The organism is Enterobacter cloacae complex sp. HYC042_NIDB, from assembly GCF_056673315.1.
Map to the genome: position 1 here is coordinate 3,297,521 of NZ_CP109650.1, position 22,619 is coordinate 3,320,139.

The 22,619-nt window shown below is 53.4% G+C and carries 18 protein-coding genes, 2 pseudogenes and 1 riboswitch; of the genes and pseudogenes, 11 read left to right on the forward strand and 9 right to left on the reverse strand.

Features of this window, described 5'->3' with window-relative positions:
• Position 1 precedes the first annotated feature (1 nt).
• The gene (gene fbaB / locus OKF39_RS15815) at positions 2-1,054 is read right to left on the reverse strand and encodes a class I fructose-bisphosphate aldolase (protein ID WP_008500869.1); all 1,053 of its coding nucleotides are present in this window, start codon (positions 1,052-1,054) and stop codon (positions 2-4) included.
• A 250-nt stretch (positions 1,055-1,304) separates the two neighbouring features.
• Here fbaB and OKF39_RS15820 point away from each other — a divergent pair, with 250 nt between their 5' ends.
• The 3 genes from OKF39_RS15820 to OKF39_RS15830 are packed head-to-tail and all read left to right on the forward strand — an operon-like array spanning position 1,305 to position 4,533.
• Positions 1,305-2,582, forward strand: a complete 1,278-nt coding sequence (locus tag OKF39_RS15820; protein WP_479983130.1) for a nucleoside permease — start codon at positions 1,305-1,307, stop codon at positions 2,580-2,582.
• Positions 2,579-3,583 carry an ADP-ribosylglycohydrolase family protein gene (locus tag OKF39_RS15825; RefSeq protein WP_041909084.1) on the forward strand — a complete coding sequence of 335 codons (1,005 nt, stop codon included), beginning with the start codon at positions 2,579-2,581 and terminating at the stop codon, positions 3,581-3,583. The genes OKF39_RS15820 and OKF39_RS15825 overlap by 4 nt, the downstream gene beginning before the upstream one ends.
• Complete coding sequence (locus OKF39_RS15830) at positions 3,580-4,533, forward strand: PfkB family carbohydrate kinase (RefSeq protein ID WP_059354100.1); 954 nt, start codon at positions 3,580-3,582, stop codon at positions 4,531-4,533. The genes OKF39_RS15825 and OKF39_RS15830 overlap by 4 nt, the downstream gene beginning before the upstream one ends.
• On the opposite strand, the gene OKF39_RS15835 is transcribed toward OKF39_RS15830, so the two are convergent.
• The 3 genes from OKF39_RS15835 to thiM are packed head-to-tail and all read right to left on the reverse strand — an operon-like array spanning position 4,507 to position 6,863.
• Entirely contained in the window at positions 4,507-5,253 is a 747-nt protein-coding gene (locus tag OKF39_RS15835) for a GntR family transcriptional regulator (protein WP_479983131.1), read from the reverse strand. The genes OKF39_RS15830 and OKF39_RS15835 overlap by 27 nt on opposite strands.
• Before the next feature lie 42 nt (positions 5,254-5,295).
• Positions 5,296-6,096, reverse strand: a complete 801-nt coding sequence (gene thiD / locus OKF39_RS15840) for a bifunctional hydroxymethylpyrimidine kinase/phosphomethylpyrimidine kinase (protein WP_028013822.1) — start codon at positions 6,094-6,096, stop codon at positions 5,296-5,298.
• Positions 6,093-6,863: a hydroxyethylthiazole kinase gene (gene thiM / locus OKF39_RS15845; protein ID WP_248198708.1), complete on the reverse strand. Its 771-nt coding sequence runs from the start codon at positions 6,861-6,863 to the stop codon at positions 6,093-6,095. The genes thiD and thiM overlap by 4 nt, the downstream gene beginning before the upstream one ends.
• 35 nt (positions 6,864-6,898) lie before the next feature.
• Positions 6,899-6,995, reverse strand: a riboswitch (TPP riboswitch).
• Positions 6,996-7,110: 115 nt separating this feature from the next.
• On the opposite strand from thiM, the gene OKF39_RS15850 reads away from it, so the two are divergent.
• A complete protein-coding gene (locus tag OKF39_RS15850) occupies positions 7,111-7,467 on the forward strand; it encodes an AbiTii domain-containing protein (RefSeq protein ID WP_306457967.1) in 357 nt (118 codons plus the stop codon).
• A 52-nt stretch (positions 7,468-7,519) separates the two neighbouring features.
• Here OKF39_RS15850 and OKF39_RS15855 read toward each other — a convergent pair.
• A pseudogene (locus OKF39_RS15855) lies at positions 7,520-8,580 on the reverse strand (IS3 family transposase).
• A gap of 277 nt (positions 8,581-8,857) precedes the next feature.
• On the opposite strand from OKF39_RS15855, the gene OKF39_RS15860 reads away from it, so the two are divergent.
• Entirely contained in the window at positions 8,858-11,071 is a 2,214-nt protein-coding gene (locus tag OKF39_RS15860) for a hypothetical protein (RefSeq protein ID WP_479983132.1), read from the forward strand.
• The gene (locus OKF39_RS15865) at positions 11,071-11,505 is read left to right on the forward strand and encodes a hypothetical protein (RefSeq protein ID WP_126818227.1); all 435 of its coding nucleotides are present in this window, start codon (positions 11,071-11,073) and stop codon (positions 11,503-11,505) included. Before OKF39_RS15860 ends, OKF39_RS15865 begins: the two co-directional genes overlap by 1 nt.
• A gap of 46 nt (positions 11,506-11,551) precedes the next feature.
• On the opposite strand, the pseudogene OKF39_RS15870 reads toward OKF39_RS15865, so the two are convergent.
• Positions 11,552-12,485: pseudogene (locus OKF39_RS15870) on the reverse strand (site-specific integrase); the annotation flags it as partial.
• A gap of 637 nt (positions 12,486-13,122) precedes the next feature.
• On the opposite strand from OKF39_RS15870, the gene OKF39_RS15875 reads away from it, so the two are divergent.
• Together OKF39_RS15875 and OKF39_RS15880 are read left to right on the forward strand one after the other, a co-directional pair.
• Positions 13,123-14,193 (forward strand): YadA C-terminal domain-containing protein, encoded by a 1,071-nt coding sequence (locus OKF39_RS15875; protein ID WP_479983133.1) that lies wholly within the window; start codon positions 13,123-13,125, stop codon positions 14,191-14,193.
• Between the two features lie 159 nt (positions 14,194-14,352).
• Positions 14,353-14,823 (forward strand): hypothetical protein, encoded by a 471-nt coding sequence (locus OKF39_RS15880; RefSeq protein WP_479983134.1) that lies wholly within the window; start codon positions 14,353-14,355, stop codon positions 14,821-14,823.
• Between the two features lie 48 nt (positions 14,824-14,871).
• On the opposite strand, the gene OKF39_RS15885 is transcribed toward OKF39_RS15880, so the two are convergent.
• Positions 14,872-16,305, reverse strand: a complete 1,434-nt coding sequence (locus OKF39_RS15885; RefSeq protein WP_479983135.1) for a glycoside hydrolase family 32 protein — start codon at positions 16,303-16,305, stop codon at positions 14,872-14,874.
• Between the two features lie 17 nt (positions 16,306-16,322).
• The gene (locus OKF39_RS15890; RefSeq protein ID WP_479983136.1) at positions 16,323-17,564 is read right to left on the reverse strand and encodes an oligosaccharide MFS transporter; all 1,242 of its coding nucleotides are present in this window, start codon (positions 17,562-17,564) and stop codon (positions 16,323-16,325) included.
• Positions 17,565-17,800: 236 nt separating this feature from the next.
• Here OKF39_RS15890 and OKF39_RS15895 point away from each other — a divergent pair, with 236 nt between their 5' ends.
• The 3 genes from OKF39_RS15895 (at position 17,801) to OKF39_RS15905 (ending at position 22,012) form a co-directional block, all read left to right on the forward strand.
• The gene (locus OKF39_RS15895) at positions 17,801-18,808 is read left to right on the forward strand and encodes a LacI family DNA-binding transcriptional regulator (RefSeq protein WP_224065847.1); all 1,008 of its coding nucleotides are present in this window, start codon (positions 17,801-17,803) and stop codon (positions 18,806-18,808) included.
• 342 nt (positions 18,809-19,150) lie between these two features.
• Positions 19,151-20,527, forward strand: coding sequence for a diaminobutyrate--2-oxoglutarate transaminase (locus OKF39_RS15900; RefSeq protein WP_014884533.1), 1,377 nt, complete (start codon positions 19,151-19,153; stop codon positions 20,525-20,527).
• Positions 20,528-20,545: 18 nt separating this feature from the next.
• Complete coding sequence (locus OKF39_RS15905; protein ID WP_479983137.1) at positions 20,546-22,012, forward strand: pyridoxal phosphate-dependent decarboxylase family protein; 1,467 nt, start codon at positions 20,546-20,548, stop codon at positions 22,010-22,012.
• A 51-nt stretch (positions 22,013-22,063) separates the two neighbouring features.
• On the opposite strand, the gene OKF39_RS15910 is transcribed toward OKF39_RS15905, so the two are convergent.
• Positions 22,064-22,564: a protein disulfide oxidoreductase gene (locus OKF39_RS15910; RefSeq protein WP_479983138.1), complete on the reverse strand. Its 501-nt coding sequence runs from the start codon at positions 22,562-22,564 to the stop codon at positions 22,064-22,066.
• Positions 22,565-22,619: the final 55 nt, after the last annotated feature.

Below are 22,619 nucleotides of genomic sequence, written 5' to 3' on the forward strand. Positions count from 1 at the left end.
GTCAGGCAATTGTGACTTTACTGTCCAGATAGACGTCCTGAACCGCATTGATCAGCTTCACACCGTCGGCCATTGATTTCTTGAACGCCTTACGGCCAAGGATCAGCCCCATGCCGCCCGCGCGTTTGTTGATAACCGCCGTACGCACCGCGTCTGACAGGTCAGTATCGCCGCCCGCCGCGCCGCCGGAGTTAATCAGCCCTGCACGACCCATATAGCAGTTCGCCAGCTGGTAGCGCACCAGGTCGATCGGGTTATCGCTGGTCAGCTTGCTGTAAACGCGATCGTCGGTGTAGCCAAAGTTCACCGCTTTATAGCCACCGTTATTCTCCGCCATTTTCTGCTTCACAATGTCCGCGCCGATGGTGGCCGCCAGATGGTTCGCCTGGCCGGTCAGGTCGGCGGAGACGTGATAATCCACCCCGTCTTTTTTGAACGCCGAGTTACGCAGGTACGCCCAGAGCACGGTCACCATGCCCAGCTCGTGCGCGCGCTCAAACGCTGCGGAGATCTCTTCAATCTGACGACGGGACTGTTCAGAGCCGAAGTAAATCGTCGCCCCGACGGCCACCGCCCCCATGTTGAACGCCTGCTCGACGCTGGCGTAGAGGGTCTGGTCATACTCGGTGGGGTAGCTGAGAGTTTCGTTGTGATTCAGCTTCACGAGGAACGGAATGCGGTGGGCATAGCGACGCGAAACCGAAGCCAGCACGCCGTAGGTGGAGGCTACACAGTTACAGCCCGCTTCAATCGCCAGCTCAACAATATTCTTCGGATCGAAGTAGAGCGGATTCGCCGCGAAAGAGGCGCCCGCCGAGTGCTCAACGCCCTGGTCCACCGGCAGAATAGAGAGATACCCGGTACCGCCGAGCCGTCCGGTATTGTAGAGGGTCTGCATGTTTCGCAGAACCGCAGGCGGACGGTTGTTATCCACCATCACGCGGTCAACGTAGTCGTGACCAGGCAGGTAAAGCTGGTCGGCTGGAATGGTCATACAACGATGCTGTAAAAGGCTGTCGGCGTCTTTGCCAAGCAACTGCGCAATATCAGTCATGTGATACTCCCGTAAATCCGACGTCGTGTCGGTGTGTGTTTATCCAGTCCCATCTTTTATGGGCAGACTAAGCCTGGTACCGACTTAACAGATTTTCCACCATATGCATTTTTTTTCAGCACAATCTGCTGGCTCGATTCGTGTACAACAAAACTGTTACATTGATCAAACAATCGCCACAAAGGTATTTAAAAGGTATTATTGAGTGGTATGTTAAAGGCGTACCTTATCTGACATGCAGGATTAAAAAATGAAAACGAAAGTCCAACTGTCATTCATGATGTTTGTTGAATGGTTTATCTGGGGCGCGTGGTTTGTGCCATTGTGGCTGTGGCTGAGCAAAAGCGGGTTTACCGCCGGGGAAATTGGCTGGTCTTACGCCTGTACCGCGATTGCCGCGATCCTCTCTCCTATCCTGGTCGGCTCGCTGACGGACCGTTTCTTCGCCGCGCAGAAAGTACTGTCGGTGCTGATGTTCGCCGGCGCGATCCTGATGTACTTCGCCGCGCAGCAAACCCAGTTCAGCACCTTCTTCCCGCTGCTGCTGGTCTATTCCCTGACCTATATGCCGACCATCGCGCTGACCAATAGCATTGCCTTCGCGAACGTGGACGACGTTGAGGCCGATTTCCCGCGTATCCGCGTGATGGGCACTATCGGCTGGATCGCCTCGGGGCTGGCGTGCGGGTTCCTGCCACAGATGCTCGGCTACAGCGATATTTCCGATACCAATATTCCGCTGCTGATGACCGCAGCCAGCTCCGCCCTGCTCGGCGTCTTTGCCCTGTTCCTGCCGAACACGCCGCCGAAAAGTACCGGCAAGCTGGATTTCAAAGTGATGCTGCGGCTGGATGCGCTGGTCCTGCTGCGCGACAAAAACTTCCTGGTGTTCTTCTTCTGCTCGTTCCTGTTCGCCATGCCGCTGGCCTTCTACTACATCTTCGCCAACGGCTATCTCACCGAAGTGGGGATGAAAAACGCCACCGGCTGGATGACGCTCGGCCAGTTCTCTGAAATCTTCTTTATGCTCGCCCTGCCGTTCTTTACCAAACGCTTTGGTATTAAGAAGGTCTTACTGCTGGGCCTGATTACCGCCGCCATCCGCTACGGCTTCTTTGTTTACGGTGGCGCTGAACAGTACTTCACCTACGCCCTGCTGTTCCTCGGCATCCTGCTGCACGGCGTGAGCTATGACTTCTACTACGTGACCGCGTACATCTACGTGGATAAAAAAGCGCCGGTGCACATGCGCACCGCCGCGCAAGGCCTGATTACGCTGTGCTGTCAGGGGTTTGGTAGCCTGCTGGGTTACCGCCTGGGCGGCGTGATGATGGAAAAAATGTTCGCTTACAAAGAGCCGGTGAATGGGCTGACCTTCAACTGGGCCGGAATGTGGACATTTGGTGCAGTCATGATTGCCGTGATTGCTGTGCTGTTTATGCTGTTTTTCCGCGAATCGGATAAAGAGATCACCGCAATTGAGGTGGTTGATGGCGATACCGCGCTGACACAAGGGGAAGTTAAATGAAACAAGACCGTATTCTCGGGGCCCTTTACGGCCAGGCGTTAGGGGATGCGATGGGCATGCCGTCGGAGCTGTGGCCGAGAAAGCGCGTCAAGGCGCACTTCGGCTGGATCGACCGCTTTTTACCCGGCCCGGCAGAGAATAACGCGGCCTGCTATTTCAAACAGGCAGAGTTCACCGATGACACCTCGATGGCGCTGTGCCTGGCCGATGCGATCATCGAGTGCGACGGGGAAATTAACGCGGACGTTATCGGCAAGCATATCCTGAACTGGGCGCTCGACTTCGACGCGTTTAACAAGAACGTGCTCGGCCCGACCTCCAAAATCGCGCTTAACGCGATTCGTGACGGGAAACCGGTCAGCGAACTGGACAACAACGGCGTGACTAACGGGGCGGCGATGCGCGCCTCCCCGCTGGGCTGCCTGCTCCCGGCTACGCGGCTGGAGCACTTTGTGGACCAGGTGGCGCAGGCCTCCAGCCCAACACATAAATCGGATCTCGCCATTGCCGGCGCGGTGGTGATTGCCTGGGCGGTTTCCCGCGCCATCGACGGGGAACGCTGGCAGAACATCGTCGATGCCCTGCCGGGGATCGCCCGCTATGCGCAGGAGGCGAAAACCACCACCTTCAGCGCGTCGCTCGCAGCGCGCATTGAGCTGGCGCTTAAGACCGTGCGGGACGCCAACGGCATCGACTCCGCCAGCGAGCAGATTTATCAGCTCACTGGCGCGGGTACCAGCACCATTGAGTCCGTTCCGGCAGCCATCGCGATGGTGGAGCTGGCGGGAACCGACCCGAACCGCTGCGCCATTTTATGCGCCAATCTGGGTGGCGATACCGACACCATTGGCGCGATGGCGACGGCCATCTGCGGCGCGCTCCACGGCGTGCAGGCCATTGACCCGGCGCTCAAAGCCGAACTCGACGCCGTTAATCAGCTCGATTTCGGTCACTACTGTGAAAAACTACTGCACTTCAGGGAGCAAAGGGAGGGCGTATGAATTCTTTTGCCCAACGTCTCGACACCCTGCACGCCACGCGCCCGGTGACGGTGCTGGGCGCGGCGGTGATTGACGTCATCGCCGACGCCTACGCCCTGCCCTGGCGCGGGTGTGATATCGAGCTTAAACAGCAGGGGGTGAATATCGGCGGCTGCGCGCTGAATATCGCCATCGCCCTGAAACGGCTCGGCATTGCGGCGCAAAACGCCCTTCCCGTCGGCCACGGCGTGTGGGCGGATATTATTCGTAACGCGATGGCGAAGCAGGATCTGCACAGCGCCGTGGAGGCTGAAACCGGCGACAACGGCTGGTGTCTGGCGCTGGTGGAGCCTGACGGCGAGCGCACCTTTATGTCCTTTAGCGGCGTCGAGAACCAGTGGCAGCAGCGCTGGCTTGACGAGCTAAACGTCCCGCAAAATAGCCTGGTTTATCTCTCCGGCTACCAGTTGGCCTCGCCGTGCGGCGAGCTGTTGACGGGCTGGCTTGAAGGGCTTGAGGACGTGACGGCGCTTATCGATTTCGGCCCACGCATCGCGGATATCCCCGACGCGCTGATGGCGCGGATTATGACCTGCAGGCCGATCGTGTCGCTTAATCGTCAGGAAGCGGAGCTCGCTGCTGAAAGGCTGGGCGTTGAGGCTGAAAACCTGGGCGAGGAGTGGCAGCAGCGCTTCGGCGCCGCGCTGATTGTGCGGCATGATAAAGACGGTGCTGCCTGGTATGACGGCGACGCATCGGGCGTTGTTCCGGCGTTCCCCGCCACGGTAGTGGACACCATTGGCGCTGGCGACAGCCACGCGGGCGGCACGCTTGCCGGGCTGGCGGCGGGATGGTCGCTGGCAGACGCCGTTCTGCTGGGCAATGCCGTGGCGTCCTGGGTGGTGAGCCATCGCGGCGGCGACTGCGCGCCCACTCGTGAGGAATTACTCCTCGCACACAAAGACGTATAGGTCGCTGCGACAGTAGCTGATGCTGTACTCAATCGGCCGGTGCTGCTGGTCAAGCGCAACCTGCTTGATCACCAGCACCGGTATTTTTTCGTCCATCTTAATGTGCGCCTGAAACTCGCTGTCCGGCATGCGGGCGCTGACCCGTGAACGGGTGCGCTGCGGGAAGATATTCTGACTGCGGAAGTAGTCGTACAGCGAAATTCCTATCGCATCCGGTTCGGGAATGAGCCCAACCGGCACCCAGGACTCTTCAATCGACACCGCATCGTCATCCACATAGCGAATACGCTTCAGCAAAAAGACGTCGCTGTTCGGCTCCAGCGACAGGTGGCCCGCCACCTCTTCCGGGCATTTCACCACGCGTTTATTGACCCACAGCGTATTAGGCGTTTTACCGCGCAGCACCACCTGCTGAGAGAACCCGCGCGCTTCCTTGAGCGAGTATTCGAAGATGTTGTTAATTTGTGTGCCGTAACCCCGGGCACGCGTGACAACGCCCTCGGCTTCCAGCGCCTGCATCGCTTTGCGCACGGTGATCCGCGACACGCCGGTTAACTGGCTCAGATCGCGCTCGCCGGGCAAAATGTTCCCGTGCTCCAGCACGCCGCTGCGCACCGCGTTTTTTACCGTTTCGGCAAATTTCAGGTACAGCGGCGTGTTGTCAGGCGCGGCGATCCGTTCAGTCAGTTGAGCGATTAACCGGGTATGCACTTGTTCCATCTCTGTTTTCTCAGGCGTGGTGTTTCTTGCCAGTATACTGGGTTACCACCACGCATGAAAATGATGAACCGGCCCAATACCGTGACCGACTTCCAGAGTATCGGCTTTTGCCAGCGCCGCCGAGAGCCAGATTTTCGCTTCTCGCACCGTATCAGCCCAGCCGTCATGCCGCGGGCGCAGCGCCGCCAGCGCGGCGGAGAGGGTGCACCCCGTGCCGTGGGTGTTTTTGGTCTGTACGCGCGGAGCCGTAAAACGTTGCTCGCCGTCGCGGGTAAAGAGCCAGTCCGGGCTTTCAGCGTCATCCAGATGACCGCCTTTCATCAGCACCGCCCCGCAGCCCATCGCCAGCAGCGCATACCCCTGCTCTTTCATTTCGCGTTCAGTTTGTGCGTGCGACGTGCCTAACAGCGCGGCGGCTTCCGGCAGATTGGGCGTGATAAGCGCCACCTGCGGCAGCAGCTTATTGCGCAGCGTCTCAACGGCGGAGGCGGAGAGCAGCGGATCGCCGCTTTTTGCCAGCATGACGGTATCCAGCACCACGTTTTGCACCTGATAGCGTTTAAGCCGCTCGGCCACCGCCTCCACAATATCCGTCTCGGCCAGCATGCCGATCTTGGTGGTATCAATCCGCACGTCGCTGAACACCGAATCCAGCTGCGCGGCAACAAAATCCGGCTCAATACGGTAGACCGACTGCACGCCGCGCGTGTTTTGCGCCACCAACGCGGTAATCACCGAGCAGCCATACGCGCCAAGGGCCGAGAAGGTTTTCAGATCGGCCTGGATGCCCGCGCCGCCGCTGGGGTCGGTACCGGCAATGGTCAGGGCGTTAATCCGCTTCATGCCTGCTCCTCCAGCGTGTAGAGCGCGTCGAGGAACGCGCTGGTAAAACTGCCTGGCCCGCGCGAGCGCGCAACGGCTGCCGTTCCGGCGCGCTTCATCCATCCGCAGGCGGCGGCAATGTTATCCAGCCGGTCCCCCGGCAGCGAGCAGCTCGCCGCCACAACGGCAGAAAGCGCGCACCCGGTTCCCACTACGCGCGTCATTAACGGGTCTCCGCCCGTTACCGTTCGGGTCCGCTCTCCGTCAGTGATGTAGTCCACCTCGCCGGTGATCACCACAATGGCATGGGTCTGGCGGGCCAACGCCTGAGCGGCAGGCAACGCGCTGGCGGCGGTGTCGGTGGTATCAACGCCGCGCCCGCCCGCGCTCATTCCGGCCAGAGCCAGGATTTCGGAGGCGTTGCCGCGAATGGTGGTCGGGTTCAGGGCCAAAATTTGATGGCAAAAACGGGTGCGGAACGTCAGGCCACCCACCGCAACCGGGTCCAGCGTCCAGGGTTTGCCTGCCGCCACCGCGCTTTCAATCGCCCGACGCATCGACTGGGCGCGCGGTGCGGTCAGCGTGCCGACGTTGATTAACAGCGCATCGGCTATCGCGGCAAACTGTTCGGCCTCTTCGGCCTCAATCACCATCGCCGGGGATGCGCCAAGGGCCAGCAAAACGTTGGCTGTAAAGGTTTGTACGACATCGTTGGTCATGCAGTGGGTCAGCGGAGAACGGGTACGGAAGTGGTGTAAAACGTGTAAATCGAGCAGGTCAGGCTGCATGGGTTCGCTCCTGCCTTGCGTGAAGAAGCGATGACCGGGAGGGCATCTGACTTCCCTACGCTGGCATTATCCAGATCAGGTAATACGGGTATTTCTCAGCCTTCACAAAGAAGGGCACCCCGAGTCAAATAAAACAAAATCAAAAGCTTGCGATTAATGCTCCTCATTAATCCCTGTTCAGGATAGTAATGCCAGCGGGAAGTCTTGTAAACGGCAAAAGCGGCCCTTTTGGGCTGTGTGTGACAGGATGAGTGACAGTTTGTGTGACACAAGTATCCATCCATTCCTTAGACTCAAGCCGTCTCGAGTATTAAAATATGGAAAATTAACTCGAGAGAGCATTATGCCAAATTCACCAGTCCTAGAATTACAGGAGCTTGCTAGTAGTAGAACGAATGATATTGTGGATGTTCTTCTTAAAGCCAAGATGATAGCAGTGAAGCCTGGACTTAATGACCTCAGCGAATGGTTAAAATTTGAGATTGATGGTTATCCTAACGCTCAGAATTTGCCTGAATATAGGATTGGAAGAGGTAGCGTCAAAGCTTTGAACCCCGTACGAGGTTGTGACCTGCCCCCAGTATTAGATACAACCATCAGTTAGTAATGTCGGTTTGTTTACCTTCACATTTTCCATTCCGCCACCGTGCTGCAAACTATGATGGCGTCTGATAATTCAGTGCTGAATGTGGACGACATTCGTTATAATCCTGCCGCCAGTCATTAATGACTTTCCCTGCGTGAACGATATCACTGAACCAGTGCTCATTCAGACATTCATCTCGAAATCGTCCGTTAAAGCTCTCAATAAATCCGTTCTGCGTTGGCTTGCCCGGCTGGATTAAGCGCAGCTCAACACCATGCTCAAAAGCCCATTGATCCAGTGCGCGGAAGGTGAACTCCGGCCCCTGGTCAGTTCTTATCGTCGCCGGATAGCCTCGAAACAGTGCAATGCTGTCCAGAATACGCGTGACCTGAACGCCTGAAATCCAGAATGCGATGGTAATTGTCAGGCACTCCTTCGTGAAGTGGTCCACACAGGTCAGGCACTTGATCCTGCGACCGGTGGCGAGCGCGTCCATGACAAAATCCATCGACCAGGTCAGGTTGGGCGCCGCCGGGCGGAGCAGAGGCAGACGTTCTGTTGCCAGTCCTTTACGACGCCGTCTGCGTTTTACGCCCAGCCCTCTAAGATGATAAAGGCGGTACACGCGCTTGTGATTAACATGAAGGCCCTCACGGCGCAGTAACTGCCAGATGCGGCGGTAACCAAAACGCCTGCGCTCCAGTGCCAGCTCATTGATGCGCCCTGATAAATGCGCATCAGCCGCCGGACGCTGAGCCTCATAGCGACAGGTCGACAGGGACAAGCCTGTAAGCATGCAGGCACGACGTTGCGACAGACCGGTCGCATCACACATCAATACCACGGCTTCCCGCTTCTGGTCTGTCGTCAGTACTTTCGCCCCAGGGCCACCTGAAGTGCCTCCTTATCCAGCATGGCTTCGGCAAGCTGCTTCTTGAGTCTGGCGTTCTCTTCCTCAAGCGATTTCAGGCGCTTAACCTCGGGCACCTCCATACCGCCATACTTCTTACGCCAGGTATAATAGGTGGCGTCGGAAATGGCGTACTAGCGGCAGAGCTCACGGGCAGAACCCCCTGCTTCAGCTTCGCGGAGGATACTGATGATCTGTTCGTCGGAAAAACGCTTCTTCATGGGGATGTCCTCATGTGGCTTATGAAGACATTACTAACAGCGCGGTGTATTAATCAACAGGGAGCAGGTCAGTGTCGCCCTTACGATATTCGCTACACACCCCGTGAAATAATTAGGGTACAAACCATTATACCTGACAGATCATCAATAGAGCCGGGGATATTTCTTTTTACTTCAGCTTTATTCAGTAACAAATTTGTCCACTTTTGAACGTTTGGCTTATGTCATAAGCGGTGTATTATGAGCAAATAACCATCATAAACCTAGGGATAGAAGGATGAAAATGGTATTGCCTGTTGATGGCTATCGTTCAGCAACAGAGTTCATGGAGGCCTTACAGGGCAGTGAGGGAGATACTCACTGGTTGATGAAGAAGGCCGAACACTGGCATGGTGGAATCCATATTTATGACAGTTTTGCGGCTAATGCTGTATTTAAACCCGACAGCCACGGTCTGAAATGCATGGCTGATGGTCAGGTGGTCGCCTGGCGATTAAATGATGATTACCAGACAGCACCGTTCAAAAAGAAGATGCTGAAGTTCAGCACCACCTTTGTTCTCATCAAGTCAACCTGTACCCCTGATAAGGACAAACCCAATAACGCGCTGGATTTCTACACTCTGTGGATGCAGATAGCTCCGCTTTCTGAGTATGGGGTTACGGACACACCGACAGCCACCGTGACCGCCAGCGCATTGAAAATCCGTCAGGACAACACATTTTCGGGCTGGATGCGTAACGGAATGTCCCAGGGGATAAACGTTCCCCGCGATGCATTGCGTCACTATGAAGCTCCACAGGACACGCATACTACATTACCGCGCGGTTCAGTCGTAGAGATTGAACAAGAGGCGACTTTTATTCTTAACGGCAAACCGGCTCCATTCATTTTCATTACTGTTGTGTCAGTCCCCGAAGGAGCTAAAACCGGATTATCTGTCGGAGAGTCTGGCTGGATTTCTGGGTTGGATAAGTTTGTTAAGAGACAAGACATTACATTACCAGCGTGGATGCAGGAAGCACGTAAACATGGCGTATTTAATGAGGTCGTAACGGTATCCGTGGAAGATGCACTTCCGATTAAGGCCGGGGATGTTATAGGTCACCTTAGCCTGAACGAACAACCGTATGGCAATCCTCAGTATTTCTGTCATCTGGAAGTATTCAGCCAGGATGCAAGAATGAAGGATTTTCTGACAAATAAGGCTGGCGTGACAAAAGGAGTCGCAGAACTGCATACTCTGGCGGATAAAATGCGCTGGCAGCATCGTGACAGAGATAATTCCTTTGTCGTGGCTGGTGTCGGCGATGACCCTTCGCCAACAACAGCAGAGCGTTACACTCCCGAAACTCAGTGCCGCCGACTGGAGGCCGACGGAAAAACCTGGTATTACATTCCCGGCGAGCTGGCATGGATGGCGGCGGAAGATGTGGAGAGGGCAAATCAATTTGATCTTGAAAAACGGGGATTTATACCTCTGGAAGAGGAGGACGCCCCACAGAGCATTTTCCAGACTCCCAGAGAAAGCTGGCTACGACAAGCGTTCGGACGTCTTGAAGAATTAGCCAGGGGCGAAACACGGGATATGTATTCCTCCAGCTACACCGAAAAGTATCAGAAGCTGCTAAAGCAGATGGATTCAAACCAGGATGGTGTAATCGATGCAGGTGAACTGTGGCGGTTTCTGCACAACCGTCAGCCACATATCCAGTATCAGGTGCAACGCCTGGTGGTGAAGCATCACAGCGAATGGCTTGAAGACGGTACATCAGCTCTTTGGCAGGCAGCGCTTGATGAACAGGCGAAGAAATATCCTGATCTGGCACTATTCAACCGTGACTTCATCAATAAACTGGTGTGGATGAAGGATGTACCAGAGATCCATAGCGATGAAGCTCTGTGGCATATGCACCCAATAGTGTTTCTTGAAGCAGTAAGTGTTTCTTCATTATCCCTTGAAGAGGCAAGGGCAAGGGCATTCATGCGTATGCTCCGAGTCGGAGAAGGCACTGTTGGAGAAACCGGCTATGAAACTTTATTTGGTGGACAGTCCTTTATTAAGGACTACCATAAAGACTTTAGCAATCATCCGCAAATTTCGATTACAAGGGGCAATTTAACCTCATCAGCAGCAGGTGCATATCAGGTAATGGGGTACACCTGGAATGATCCCAAAATGATCTCTCACCGTGCAGTTGCCGGTATTGCGGATTTCACTCCAAAGTCTCAGGATGAATTTTGTGTTCTAATTTTCAAATATAAAAGAAAACATTCATTAGATAAAATCATGTCCGGCGACATTGATGGTGCATTAGATATTTTAAGTTATGAATGGGCAAGTCTTCCGCCTGGAAGGTATGGTCAGCCAGCGAAAACAAAGTCTGAAGCACTTTCTTTATACAATTATTATCTGGATGAAGAAGTTAAGGGACAAACAGATCTTCACCTTGACATTGGTTATATTACAAAAACAGCGGAGTCAGAATAATGAAAGCTTGGCCTTTTACATTATTGTTAATTTCAATAGCAACCCATGCAGACTCAAACTTTGGAGTGTGGAGTACTAGTTGTGATGATGATGGTTTTTCTATTACTATTGACAAAAACATCAATCCACTTGTTGTTAATGATAATCAGATTGTTGTCAATGTTCATTCTAACGAAATATCTAAAGAGAAAGTTGATATTTTCTACGACAGTGTAGCTGATCTTGGCCGAGGTGGAATGAATTTTGATTGGAAGAATGTAAGTTCAACTACGCCTCTGGCAGAATTAAACATCGTTAATCGAAATGGCGAATTGCGATGGAATGGATTTTACGATAGAAAGAAATCCAAATATTATTGGGTGAATGATCCTGATTTTGTACAATCTTATGCAAACAATGGCGTAATTAAATTGCATAAGTGCGAAAAAGAATGAATGTTGCGGAGGCGATCCCTCCGCGCTCTTATTTTAGGTAGTATCACTAATCCCATTGTATTCCGTCAATTACATAACAGACTGAAGATAAGGGAAATGTATGCAGATAGCGCCGGATGATACCTGAACCGCTCTTCTCATGACCAACCACCTGTTGCAAGTGCGACAAGTTACCAACCCAGCCAGCAAAACAGGTTGATATCATTGTGTGACGGAAACTATGCACCAATCGCCTCTGTCCATAATCATCAAGGCACGGAATCCCAAGCTGATCGCGAACGTCAGCTAACACTCTGCCGATCTTCGTCATGTTCTTACCCGACACAGGCGAGAAGATTTTCTCTTTCCACTGACGATTAACGAAATCGAGGAACCCCACTCGATCAGTTTGGGGTGGATCGCAACTTGTCGCGTTGCATTTTCGGTTTTCCCCTGCCCCCTTCTGCTATCAGGAGATAATGCCGCTGGCTGTCCTCGTCATACTTGATCTGTGATTTCTCCAGTTTGGCGATCTCTCCCCTTCTTGCTCCTGTGTATGCCAACAGCAACGTGATCCATTTCTCCCTGCCGTTAGGCTGCTTGAGCGCCCAGCCAACAAATTTTCTCATTTCTGCTGCACTATATGCGCCAAATCTCGCTTTGGACGGCGCAGCCGCTGCACCATCAGTCGGAGACTTCTCCAGGATGTCTTTGTTATCGGTTAGGAAGGTTTTGAACAGCGATTGGTAAATCTTCAGATGCTTGTGGATTGACTCCGCACCAACCGAGTCTTCAGGCGGCACATCATCGCACTCAATCAATTGCTGGACAGTCATCGAACGGTAAGGCTGAACAACACGCTTAGGCAGGTTTTCAACAACTTCCATCACCTGCTTAATGTCCTGTTTGGTGATCGTCGTGACATCAGTTGTTGTACCGAGGACAATCAACAACACTCCCATAAAGCGTTTATTGGCTTGTGAGATTGCCTTTGTCCTGTTGTGGGGTCAGTCCATAAATGACTCTGAGCTGTCTGTTAAATCCGTGGCGATTCAGAGATGGTAATATCCAGCTTTCAGATGCGTGGAACGAGAAGAAACAAGCTTGATAATTACAGGGGCTATCGTGCCCCTCTTTTGAACCGAAACGATTCTCCATAACATTTCCATAACGTCCAAAAAACATCCACTTTTTCAGCGTATAAGAAATAGCTCGAACAACATAATTTTTTCCGCTTTCAGTCAGTCTCTTTTACGTTTCATTAATCATTAAAACTTATTTCGAATGAAATATAAAGTAATCCACAAACCGTTTAACCCCGCTAAACATTTAGCCTCTCAATCAAGGGGTTACCGCGAAACTCGCGTTTGGCCTCTCATCTTATAAGTTAATGTAAACATTGAGGTATTTTCCTTCACCTCTTAAAAATTCACTTTGGCTATTCATGCCATTTATGATTTAGATCAATATCCAAAAGCTCGCATTAATTGATAGTTACTGCACGTTACGAATTAAGTGATTTATTCAAAATTTAACGTAACTCCGTTATTTTAATCGGGCGTAACCAGACGTTACATCAACACGCCAGGATAGCCAGCCTTGCCCATTTTTACTTTTTAAATGATGAGTGTTTTACAAATGAAAGTTGTTAAAAATGCCGTTACTGCTTTTGTATTTGGTGTTATTTTCACTGGCTCTATGAACGTAACTCAAGCAGCTGATGTAAACGTAAACCTTAACGATAACGTATTCAATTCAGGTTCTTTTATTCAGGTCCAGGGGACTGACAATACCGCTTATAATCTGGATAATATGAAAGCTGAAAATGTAAAACAAGACGGGCAGATCTATAACTTACAAGGCGATCGTGAGCGGATGCAAAACGAGATTGACGCAAGTAATGGTAATATCAGCACTAACGCCAATAATATTTCCTCTCTTCAGACTTCTGTCTCTGGTGTCGATCATGAAGCTAAATTAGCAGGCGCTCTTGCTGACACCGCTAATAAAAAAGGTGATGCGGCGTTACAGGGCGTGCTGACTAACGGAACTGCAATTACTAATATTGAAACTGTTAACGCTGTCCAGGATAGCCGCCTTGCAACTGTTGAAGCTACTAACGGTATACAAGATGGCCGCCTTTTAGCTCTTGAGAATGCACCAAAACCAACTAATGGCGTTGATGGAAAAGACGGCGCTAAGGGTGAGAAAGGCGATACCGGCGCACAGGGCGTTGCCGGAACTAACGGACATGACGGAGCGAATGGTAAAGACGGTAAAGATGGAAAAAATGGCGTGATGACCACTGTGACACGCACGCAGGTAGACACGGCAACACAGGCTAAAGTCGCTACTAATAGTCATGCGGTTACGGCCGAGGCTCAGGAGCTGCAGGCGACCAAACAGACATTACAGGCTCTGAATAACAACACTAGCCAGCAATTTAGATCGCTGCGTGAGGAAGTCGATAATAACAAGAAAGAAGCAAACGCAGGTATCAGCGGCGCGATGGCGATGGCCGGTTTACCTCAGGTGCAAACAAATCAGCGCGTGATGTTCTCGGCTGGCGGTGCGACTTACAACGGTGAAAGCGCGTTAGAGGTTGGGGCGTCGGTTAACTTTAACGAACATATGGTTGGTAAAGTGAGCTTCTCTGATGACACAGCAAATAATATGGGGGCTTCAGTCGGCGTAGGGATTGGCTTTTAATAAATAACCAGTATGACAAAATACATTGTTATCTCTGTAATAGTGTACCTGATGCTTATTATCGTTGGCGCATGGTTAGGTATTATGTATCAGGCTTATTATATTTGCGGCTATTAAACCTTCTTCTATAGAATATATTTCACCAAAGGTATCATCGTAATGATAAAGTCACTCTTAGCGGTATTAATAGCTGGTGCTTCCATCCTGCTTTCTGCGTGTACTTCAACTGCTCAGCGCATGGCCGAATGTGAGCGCCAGGGCATTAGCAAAGATACCTGCTACCTGGCTGAGCAAAATCGCCAGAATGCTTATAATGAAGCCGCACAAAATGCAGCATGGGCGAACGCGCGTGATGCCGCAGCGGGTACGGGTATCTGGGCTAAAAAAGACGCGAAACAACATGCTCAGGCGGCCAAAGCGGTACACGCCTTTAAATGGGAAGGAATGAAGATCACAATTAAAGGCGAGATCCTGGATGTCGATGGCGTATTGGGCGCGCTGGATGAAAATGAGCCTCAGGCAAAAGTTTATTCACAAGGGCTATACACCTTCATTTATTATCCTGCTAAAGGCAAATTAGCGGTAAGTAAAGAAGGAAAGTTCGAAGGCTACGCAACAAAGATTAAATAGAAACAGAGGCGACACCTGTCGCCTTTTTAATTCGCAGGCCTTAACGTATTACTCTAGCTGCCACGCCCCGGCATCAATAAGCGATGCGGTTCCCGTCCAGGCAAACATTGCCAGTTCGCGCGCCCCTTCATCAGGATAAATGCGGCTGCTCAGGCACGCCTCCCCTTCATTGACAAACACTTCCACTGACGAGCTGTCAACGAACAGGCGCAGGCTTAGCGTGTCGTTCAGATTCAGCGCGACGCTTCGGGTACCGCACAGGCCATACTGCGGATAATAACGCTCCAGCACCAGGCGCTGCATCTGCGCATCAACGTAGAGACGGAATCCGTCGCCAAGACGAATGCCGTACTGCTCCGCGCTGCTGTTAGAACAGTCCCACTGCAGAATGACCTCCATCGCATCGCAGCTTTCCACCTGAACGATCTGCTGATTGTTGAGCGTGCTCACCGGCCAGGGGAACCACGCTCCCCGCAAGCTTTCCACTTCTCTGGCTGGCCGCATCTGCAGGCGGTTATCCGCGCTTAGCGTCAGTTCGCGCGGTAAGGAGAGCATGCCAGCCCACCCGTCCTGCTGTTCCGGAAGGGGAGATTCCCACATGTCCAGCCAGCCGATAACGATGCGGCGGCCGTCAGGCGTCAGGAAGCTTTGCGGCGCATAGAAATCATGCCCGCTATCCATCTCCACAAACTCACCTTCACGCACGAAAGGTTGGCCGGGCTGCCACTCCCCCAGCAGGTAACCGCTCTGGAAAAGATTGCGATTTTTGAATCCCTCCGCAGCCAGCCCCTGAGGTGAAAACATCAGCACGCGTTTGCCATTGAGGGTGAAAAAGTCCGGGCATTCCCACATATAACCCATCTCTTTTTCAGCCACCGCAAGCACGCCCATATCCTGCCATTCGCGCAGGTCGTCAGAACGGTAAACACGCACCTGGCCCGTCTCGCCATCCCGCGCGCCGACAACCATGTACCAGCGATCCCCTTCCCGCCACACTTTTGGATCGCGAAAGTGATGCAGCCCAGGCGGCGTGTCAACGATCGTTCCTTGCCGCGTAAAATGGACGCCATCACGGCTGGTTGCCAGGCACTGCACCTGGTAAAGGTTAGCCTCGTCATCCGGATCGCCGTGGAATTTGTGGCCGGTATAAATCAGCGCCAGCGTATCGCCATCCACCACCGCCGAGCCGGAAAAACAGCCGTCCTTATCCTCTGGCCCTTCCGGTGCCAGCGCCACCGGGAGGTGTTCCCAGCGAACTAAATCCTTGCTGCGCGCATGACCCCAGTGCATCGGCCCCCACTGGGTCGAGTACGGATGATGCTGGTAAAACGCGTGATACCAGCCGTCAAACCACACCAGACCATTCGGGTCGTTCATCCAGCCGGCACGCGCGGCGAGGTGGTAACGCGGATACCAGCGCAGGTTAAGATCGCCGCGTTTGGCCTGTAATGATTGTTCAGCTTTGGCAATGGAATACATCATTTGTTTACTCTTTTCAGTCAGATAGTGGAGGGTTGCGGCATGAGCGGGTCAGAAGAAGACTTACCCGAGCGCAACAGGAAGATGGAGATGAGCGTGGTGCTGAACACTAACAGCCCCATAATGAGATAGGATTGGGCAAAGCCGTATTTCTCATAGCTGTAACCCGCCAGCGGCGACAGCACAGACGCAATCACCGAGCTTGTACAGGCAAAGCCCACCAGATAGAGCGTGGAAGAGAGTCGCTTATCAAAATGTAAGCTGTTGTATTTAAATACCGAGACCAGCAATACGGGCAGTTCTACCGCGTGCAGCAGCTTGGTAATGGAGATGAGCACCGGCCCCTCAACCAGACCAGATGCCACCATACGCATTGCCATCACCATTCCCGCGAATATCAGGCCGTTTTTCGCGCCGAGGCGGTTCACCAGCCACGGGGCGCAAAACATGCCCGCCGCCTCAAGGAAAACCTGGAAGGAGTTGAGATAGCCGTACATGGCGTTCCCTTCCTGCAACGTCGGGAACTGTGATGAGAAATAGACCGGGAACTGCTGATCGTAAACGCCGTAAATGCAGGTGCCGATAACGAAAAACACCAGCGCCCAGAAACGCGGCAGCGTCAGCAGGCGCAATGCGTCTTCCAGCGTCACCTTGCCACCGGACACCGCTTCCTGCATGGCGTGCGGTGCGGAAGAGACCCGCAGGCGCGCGAGCAAAACAAAAAACACCAGCCCGGCGCAGCTCGCGACAGCGAAATTCAGCTTCGGATTGATGTTAAACAGGAGCCCCGCAAAAAAGGTTGCCGCCGCCCAGCCAAGCGATCCCCACATTCTCGCCTTGCCAAACTCAAACTGGCTCTGACGGGCCACGCGTTCGGTATAGGATTCCAGCACCCCAATCCCACCGTTAAACGTCAGGCCAATAAAAATCCCGCCGAAAATACTGCCCAGCAACACGTTAATTTGCAGCAGATAGCCAAACAGCAAAAAGGCCGGACCGGAAAGAATAAGCAGACTGGTCAGAAACCAGAGCAGGTTTTTGCGCAGGCCGAGTTTGTCCTGAATAAATCCATAGCAGATTTGAGCAAACAGCGCGGAGACGGAAAGCACGGCATAGATAACGCCCGTATCCCCCGCTTTTAACCCCACATCCTGGTGGAGCCAGATAGAGAGCAACGAGCCGGAAGATGACCAGGTGACAAAAAAGAAAAACAGTAATGCGCTCAGTAAGGGATAGCTGTGAGAGTGATGCGTTTTCATCATGGCATTCTCATGTTGGAGTAATGACCCAATGGTAACGTTAACATCCATGTTTTCTCATGCTGCCTGATGAAAATTTAAGATGTTAATCACGAAAGTTAACGTTAACATCATGGAAGTGAGATCGCGATCATAAATTCATAACTGAGGTAAGCATGACTTAACCTGGTCATCAGCCTTCCTTTTACATCAGCGACTTAGTTGTATACCCTCTCACAGAGCATTAACGGAGTAAGAAAATGGCTTCCCTGAAGGACGTCGCAAAGCTGGCTAACGTATCGCTGATGACGGTTTCCCGCGCGCTTAACAGCCCGGAGCGCCTTAAACCGGAAACGCTGGCGCGCGTACAGTGGGCTATTGAGCAAACCAGCTACGTTCCCGATCTGTCCGCCAAGAAAATACGCGGCGCGAATGCTTCGCCTAAAACCATAGGCGTGCTGGCGCTCGATACGGTCACGACACCTTTTTCGGTGGAGATTACGCTGTCCATTGAAGAGACGGCCAGGATGCACGGCTGGAATAGCTTCGTCATGAATATGTTTGCTGACGACAATCCGGATGCCATTGTCGATCTTCTGCTCTCCCACCGGCCAGACGGGATTATCTACACCACGATGGGGTTACGTCAGGTTCCTCTTCCTGCCAAGCTGCTCACCCTCCCCTGCGTGCTGGCCAACTGTGAGAGTGTCGGTGAAAAGGTCGCCAGCTATATCCCGGATGATGAACAGGGGCAGTACGCCGCCGTCAGGGCATTACTCGCGGAAGGCTATCGGCAGCCCCTGTGTCTGCATTTACCTGTGGGCCATCTGGCCACAACCCGGCGCCGTCAGGGGCTTGAACGCGCCTGCCGTGAAGCCGGAATCGACCCGGACAGCCTGGAACATGCGTATATGGCGCACGGGGATGAGCATTATCGTGATATTCCGACCGCATTGCTGGCGCGTATCCGGAACGGCATCCCGCGGTTTGATTCTGTTATCTGCGGTAACGATCGTATCGCGTTTATGGTGTACCAGACGCTGCTGGCGCAAGGGCTTCGCATCCCTGAAGATGTCGCGGTTATCGGCTATGACAATATGGTGGGCATTGGCGAGCTGTTTTTGCCGCCTCTTTCAACGGTTCAGTTGCCCCACTACGAAATTGGTCGCCTGAGCGCCCTGCACATTATTAACGGAGCACAACACCGGGAAACGACGCGCGTTGAAAGTCCATTTTTAATGCGTGATTCCATTGCGCGCGCCATGTGACTACCGCTTTTTGTCGTTGATGGAAAAATAAGGGGGTATGAAGGCAGCATACCCCCTTCTTTTGTCAGCCAATGGCACGATTTGTCACACTCTTTTCTGTCATTTAACAACCCGAACAAATGCCGAATAAGCAATTGTTTTTATTGCCAATAAAGTGCAATTTTCTTTTTAAAAATGGTGATATTGCCTCTCCTGTGCTCCATGTCACAAAACAGTAAACAAATTAACCATTGAGCCCCGTGACAAAAGGCTCTATATTGGCGGCGTTTTTTTCAGGCCCCATCTGTTTTTAACTTTTTATTCAATCGTGGCTCATAGCGAAGCGGCGGTTGTAGGAGTGATATGATGACGGATAAAGTCCGTATTGACACCGTAGATGCCCACAAAAGCAACGAAACCTATCTGGCCCGTCAGGCCGAGTTTGAATCTAACGTCAGGAGTTATCCCCGCAAACTGCCTTTAGCGATTACTAAAGCAGAAGGCGTGTGGATCACCGATGCAGATAATAAAGAATACCTTGACTGTTTAGCAGGCGCAGGGACCCTTGCGCTTGGCCATAACCATCCTGATGTGCTGAAAAGCATCCAAAATGTCATTACCAGCGGCTTGCCGTTACACACTCTGGATCTGACTACGCCTCTGAAAGACGCGTTTTCTGAATATCTGCTCTCTCTGCTGCCTGGTCAGGGCAAAGAGTACTGCCTGCAGTTCACCGGTCCATCCGGTGCCGACGCCGTTGAAGCGGCGCTGAAGCTGGCGAAAAAAGTGACCGGCCGTAGCGGTATCATCAGCTTCTCTGGTGGTTACCACGGCATGACCCACGGCGCACTGTCCGTGACCGGCAACCTGTCTCCGAAAGAAGCAGTTGACGGTATGATGCCAGAAGTGCAGTTCATGCCTTACCCGCACGAGTACCGCTGCCCGCTGGGTATCGGTGGTGAAGCGGGCGTGAAAGCGCTGACTTACTACTTCGACAACCTGATCAACGACGTTGAAAGCGGCGTGCGTAAGCCTGCCGCGGTGATCCTGGAAGCCGTTCAGGGCGAAGGCGGCGTGAACCCGGCTCCGGCTGAGTGGTTGCAGCGCATTCGTAAAGTGACTCAGGAACACGGCATTCTGCTGATCCTCGACGAAGTTCAGGCTGGCTTTGCCCGTACCGGTAAATTCTTCGCCTTCGAACACGCGGGCATCGAGCCAGACATCATCGTGATGTCTAAAGCGGTTGGTGGCGGTCTGCCGCTGGCCGTGCTCGGTATCAAAAAGCAGTTCGACGCATGGGCGCCAGGCCACCACACCGGTACTTTCCGCGGCAACCAGCTGGCAATGGCAACCGGCCTGACGACGCTGAAAATCCTGAAAGACCAGAACATCGCGGGCAAAGTGGCTGCACAGGGCGAATGGCTGAAAGGCCAGCTGAAAGAGATGGCAAAACGTTATCCGGTCATCGGTCACGTGCGCGGTCTGGGCATGATGATCGGTATCGAGATCGTTAAGCCACACGAAGCTGCTGACCATATGGGCTGCTTCCCTGGCGACGGCGAGCTGTCTGCGCTGATTCAGAAGAAGTGCTTTGAAGCCGGTCTGATTCTGGAGCGTGGTGGTCGTAACGGTATCGTTCTGCGCCTGCTGCCTTCCCTGCTGATCAGCGACGAAGAGCTGAAAATCTTCCTGGATAAATTCGAGCAGGCACTGCTTGCTGCGGGCGTTCGCCCGGCGTAACCGGAGTAGTTGATTACGATGTCAGATTCAAACCCAATTTTGTTCTCCTCTGCGCAGAGCATTGAAGCTTACCAGCAGGCGATTGAACAAAGCACTCAGGCTGTGATGCAGTGGCTGAAGCAGCCTGAGATGTACCAGGGCAAAACGGTCGCGGAGCTGCGCGACCGTATTAAGCTGGATTTCAACCCGAAAGGGCTGGGCAACGAAGCGGCGATTGAACGCGCCGTGGAGTTCTTCCTGAAAGACAGCTTGTCCGTTCATCACCCGCAGTGTGTGGCGCACCTGCACTGCCCAAGCCTGGTGGTAAGCCAGGCGGCGGAAGTGCTGATCAACGCCACTAACCAGAGTATGGACTCCTGGGATCAAAGCCCGTCCGCAACCATTATTGAGATCAAACTGATCGAGTGGCTGCGTACCCGCGTGGGTTATCAGGTTGGCGACGCGGGTGTGTTCACCAGCGGCGGTACCCAGAGCAACCTGATGGGTCTGATGCTGGCGCGTGACGCATTCTTCGCGCGTCAGGGCCACTCCGTTCAGCAGGACGGTCTGGTGGGCGATCTGCGCAAAATTCGCGTGCTGTGCTCCGAAAACGCGCACTTCTCCGTGCAGAAAAACATGGCGCTGATGGGCCTGGGCTACCAGTCCGTAGTGCAGGTGAAAACCGACGAGTTCTCCCGCATGGATCTGACCGATCTGGCGGCGAAAATCGAGCAGTGCAACGCGAACGGGGAGCAGATTCTGGCCATCGTCGCGACGGCAGGTACTACCGATGCCGGTGCTATCGATCCGCTGCGTGCCATTGCTGAACTGGCGGCGAAGCAGAATATCTGGGTACACGTTGACGCGGCCTGGGGCGGCGCGCTGCTGATGTCTGATCAGTATCGTCACTACCTGGACGGCATCGAGCTGGTGGATTCCGTCACCCTGGACTTCCACAAGCAGTTCTTCCAGACCATCAGCTGCGGCGCGTTCCTGCTGAAAGAAGCGCGTCACTATGAGCTGATGCGCTATCAGGCGGCCTACCTGAACTCTGAGTTCGACGAAGAAGCGGGCGTGCCTAACCTGGTGTCCAAATCTCTGCAGACCACCCGTCGTTTCGACGCGCTGAAGCTGTGGATGAGCCTGGAAGCGCTGGGTCAGGAGCAATACGCGGCGATCATCGATCACGGCGTAACGCTGGCGCAGCAGGTTGCGGCCTACGTGAAAGAGCAGCCTGCTCTGGAACTGGTTATGCAGCCACAGCTGGCAAGCGTGCTGTTCCGCTTCCGTGGCCAGGTGCAGATGGACGACGCGGGCATCGCCCTGCTGAACCAGAAAATTGGTGATGCGCTGCTGGAATCCGGCCGTGCAAACGTCGGTGTGACCGAGCATAACGGCATCACCTGCCTGAAGCTGACTCTGCTGAACCCAACCGTGACGCTGGAGGATATCAAAATCCTGCTGTCGCTGGTTGAGCGCACCGCGCAGGAAGTTCTCGCGAAGTAATACAAAACCCCTCTTCCGTCGGAAGAGGGGTTATCTTTATACGCCTGCCCACTACATTCTGATTTTCAATCCCCAGTAGCTCGTCCAGCCCGTTGTGGTACTGACTACTTTCCCCTTTGACACAATCACCAGCGTCGGCGTTACGCTCACCTGCCACTGCTGCGACACGGCACCGTTTGCATCGTTAATCACCGGCATACTCAGGTTTTTCTTTTCAGCCCAGCGAGCGAGCTTTGCATCGTCACCGGAGCGCATGGCAATGCTTACGACGTTACCGCCCTCTTTTGCCAGCTTATCGACCGCAGGTGTCGTATAACGACAGATGCTACACCAGGTTGCCCAGACGTAAATCAGCAGGGGGCGCTCCTTGCTGAGCGCCGCGATATCGTGAATGTTACCGTCGATGCTCTGCATAGGCGTTGCGCTAAAGCTGGCGGGTAATGACGGCTTTCGGTATTGATCCACGCCCCACATAACCGCCAGCGTAAGCAGAATGAGAATGATCCCTTCCCGCGCCCAGCGGCGCAGGCGACTCAATTTACGGTTATCCATTATGACCTCTCGATTTAACGGAGGTCATCTTAGCGGGCTATTCGGCGTCATGCTG

Excerpts from the sequence above, each read along its gene's own strand:
- fbaB (WP_008500869.1), bottom strand. The coding sequence starts at position 1,054 with ATGACTGATATTGCGCAGTTGCTTGGCAAAGACGCCGACAGCCTTTTA.
- OKF39_RS15820 (WP_479983130.1), top strand. The coding sequence starts at position 1,305 with ATGAAAACGAAAGTCCAACTGTCATTCATGATGTTTGTTGAATGGTTT.
- OKF39_RS15825 (WP_041909084.1), top strand. The coding sequence starts at position 2,579 with ATGAAACAAGACCGTATTCTCGGGGCCCTTTACGGCCAGGCGTTAGGG.
- OKF39_RS15830 (WP_059354100.1), top strand. The coding sequence starts at position 3,580 with ATGAATTCTTTTGCCCAACGTCTCGACACCCTGCACGCCACGCGCCCG.
- OKF39_RS15835 (WP_479983131.1), bottom strand. The coding sequence starts at position 5,253 with ATGGAACAAGTGCATACCCGGTTAATCGCTCAACTGACTGAACGGATC.
- thiD (WP_028013822.1), bottom strand. The coding sequence starts at position 6,096 with ATGAAGCGGATTAACGCCCTGACCATTGCCGGTACCGACCCCAGCGGC.
- thiM (WP_248198708.1), bottom strand. The coding sequence starts at position 6,863 with ATGCAGCCTGACCTGCTCGATTTACACGTTTTACACCACTTCCGTACC.
- OKF39_RS15850 (WP_306457967.1), top strand. The coding sequence starts at position 7,111 with ATGAGTGACAGTTTGTGTGACACAAGTATCCATCCATTCCTTAGACTC.
- OKF39_RS15860 (WP_479983132.1), top strand. The coding sequence starts at position 8,858 with ATGAAAATGGTATTGCCTGTTGATGGCTATCGTTCAGCAACAGAGTTC.
- OKF39_RS15865 (WP_126818227.1), top strand. The coding sequence starts at position 11,071 with ATGAAAGCTTGGCCTTTTACATTATTGTTAATTTCAATAGCAACCCAT.
- OKF39_RS15875 (WP_479983133.1), top strand. The coding sequence starts at position 13,123 with ATGAAAGTTGTTAAAAATGCCGTTACTGCTTTTGTATTTGGTGTTATT.
- OKF39_RS15880 (WP_479983134.1), top strand. The coding sequence starts at position 14,353 with ATGATAAAGTCACTCTTAGCGGTATTAATAGCTGGTGCTTCCATCCTG.
- OKF39_RS15885 (WP_479983135.1), bottom strand. The coding sequence starts at position 16,305 with ATGATGTATTCCATTGCCAAAGCTGAACAATCATTACAGGCCAAACGC.
- OKF39_RS15890 (WP_479983136.1), bottom strand. The coding sequence starts at position 17,564 with ATGATGAAAACGCATCACTCTCACAGCTATCCCTTACTGAGCGCATTA.
- OKF39_RS15895 (WP_224065847.1), top strand. The coding sequence starts at position 17,801 with ATGGCTTCCCTGAAGGACGTCGCAAAGCTGGCTAACGTATCGCTGATG.
- OKF39_RS15900 (WP_014884533.1), top strand. The coding sequence starts at position 19,151 with ATGATGACGGATAAAGTCCGTATTGACACCGTAGATGCCCACAAAAGC.
- OKF39_RS15905 (WP_479983137.1), top strand. The coding sequence starts at position 20,546 with ATGTCAGATTCAAACCCAATTTTGTTCTCCTCTGCGCAGAGCATTGAA.
- OKF39_RS15910 (WP_479983138.1), bottom strand. The coding sequence starts at position 22,564 with ATGGATAACCGTAAATTGAGTCGCCTGCGCCGCTGGGCGCGGGAAGGG.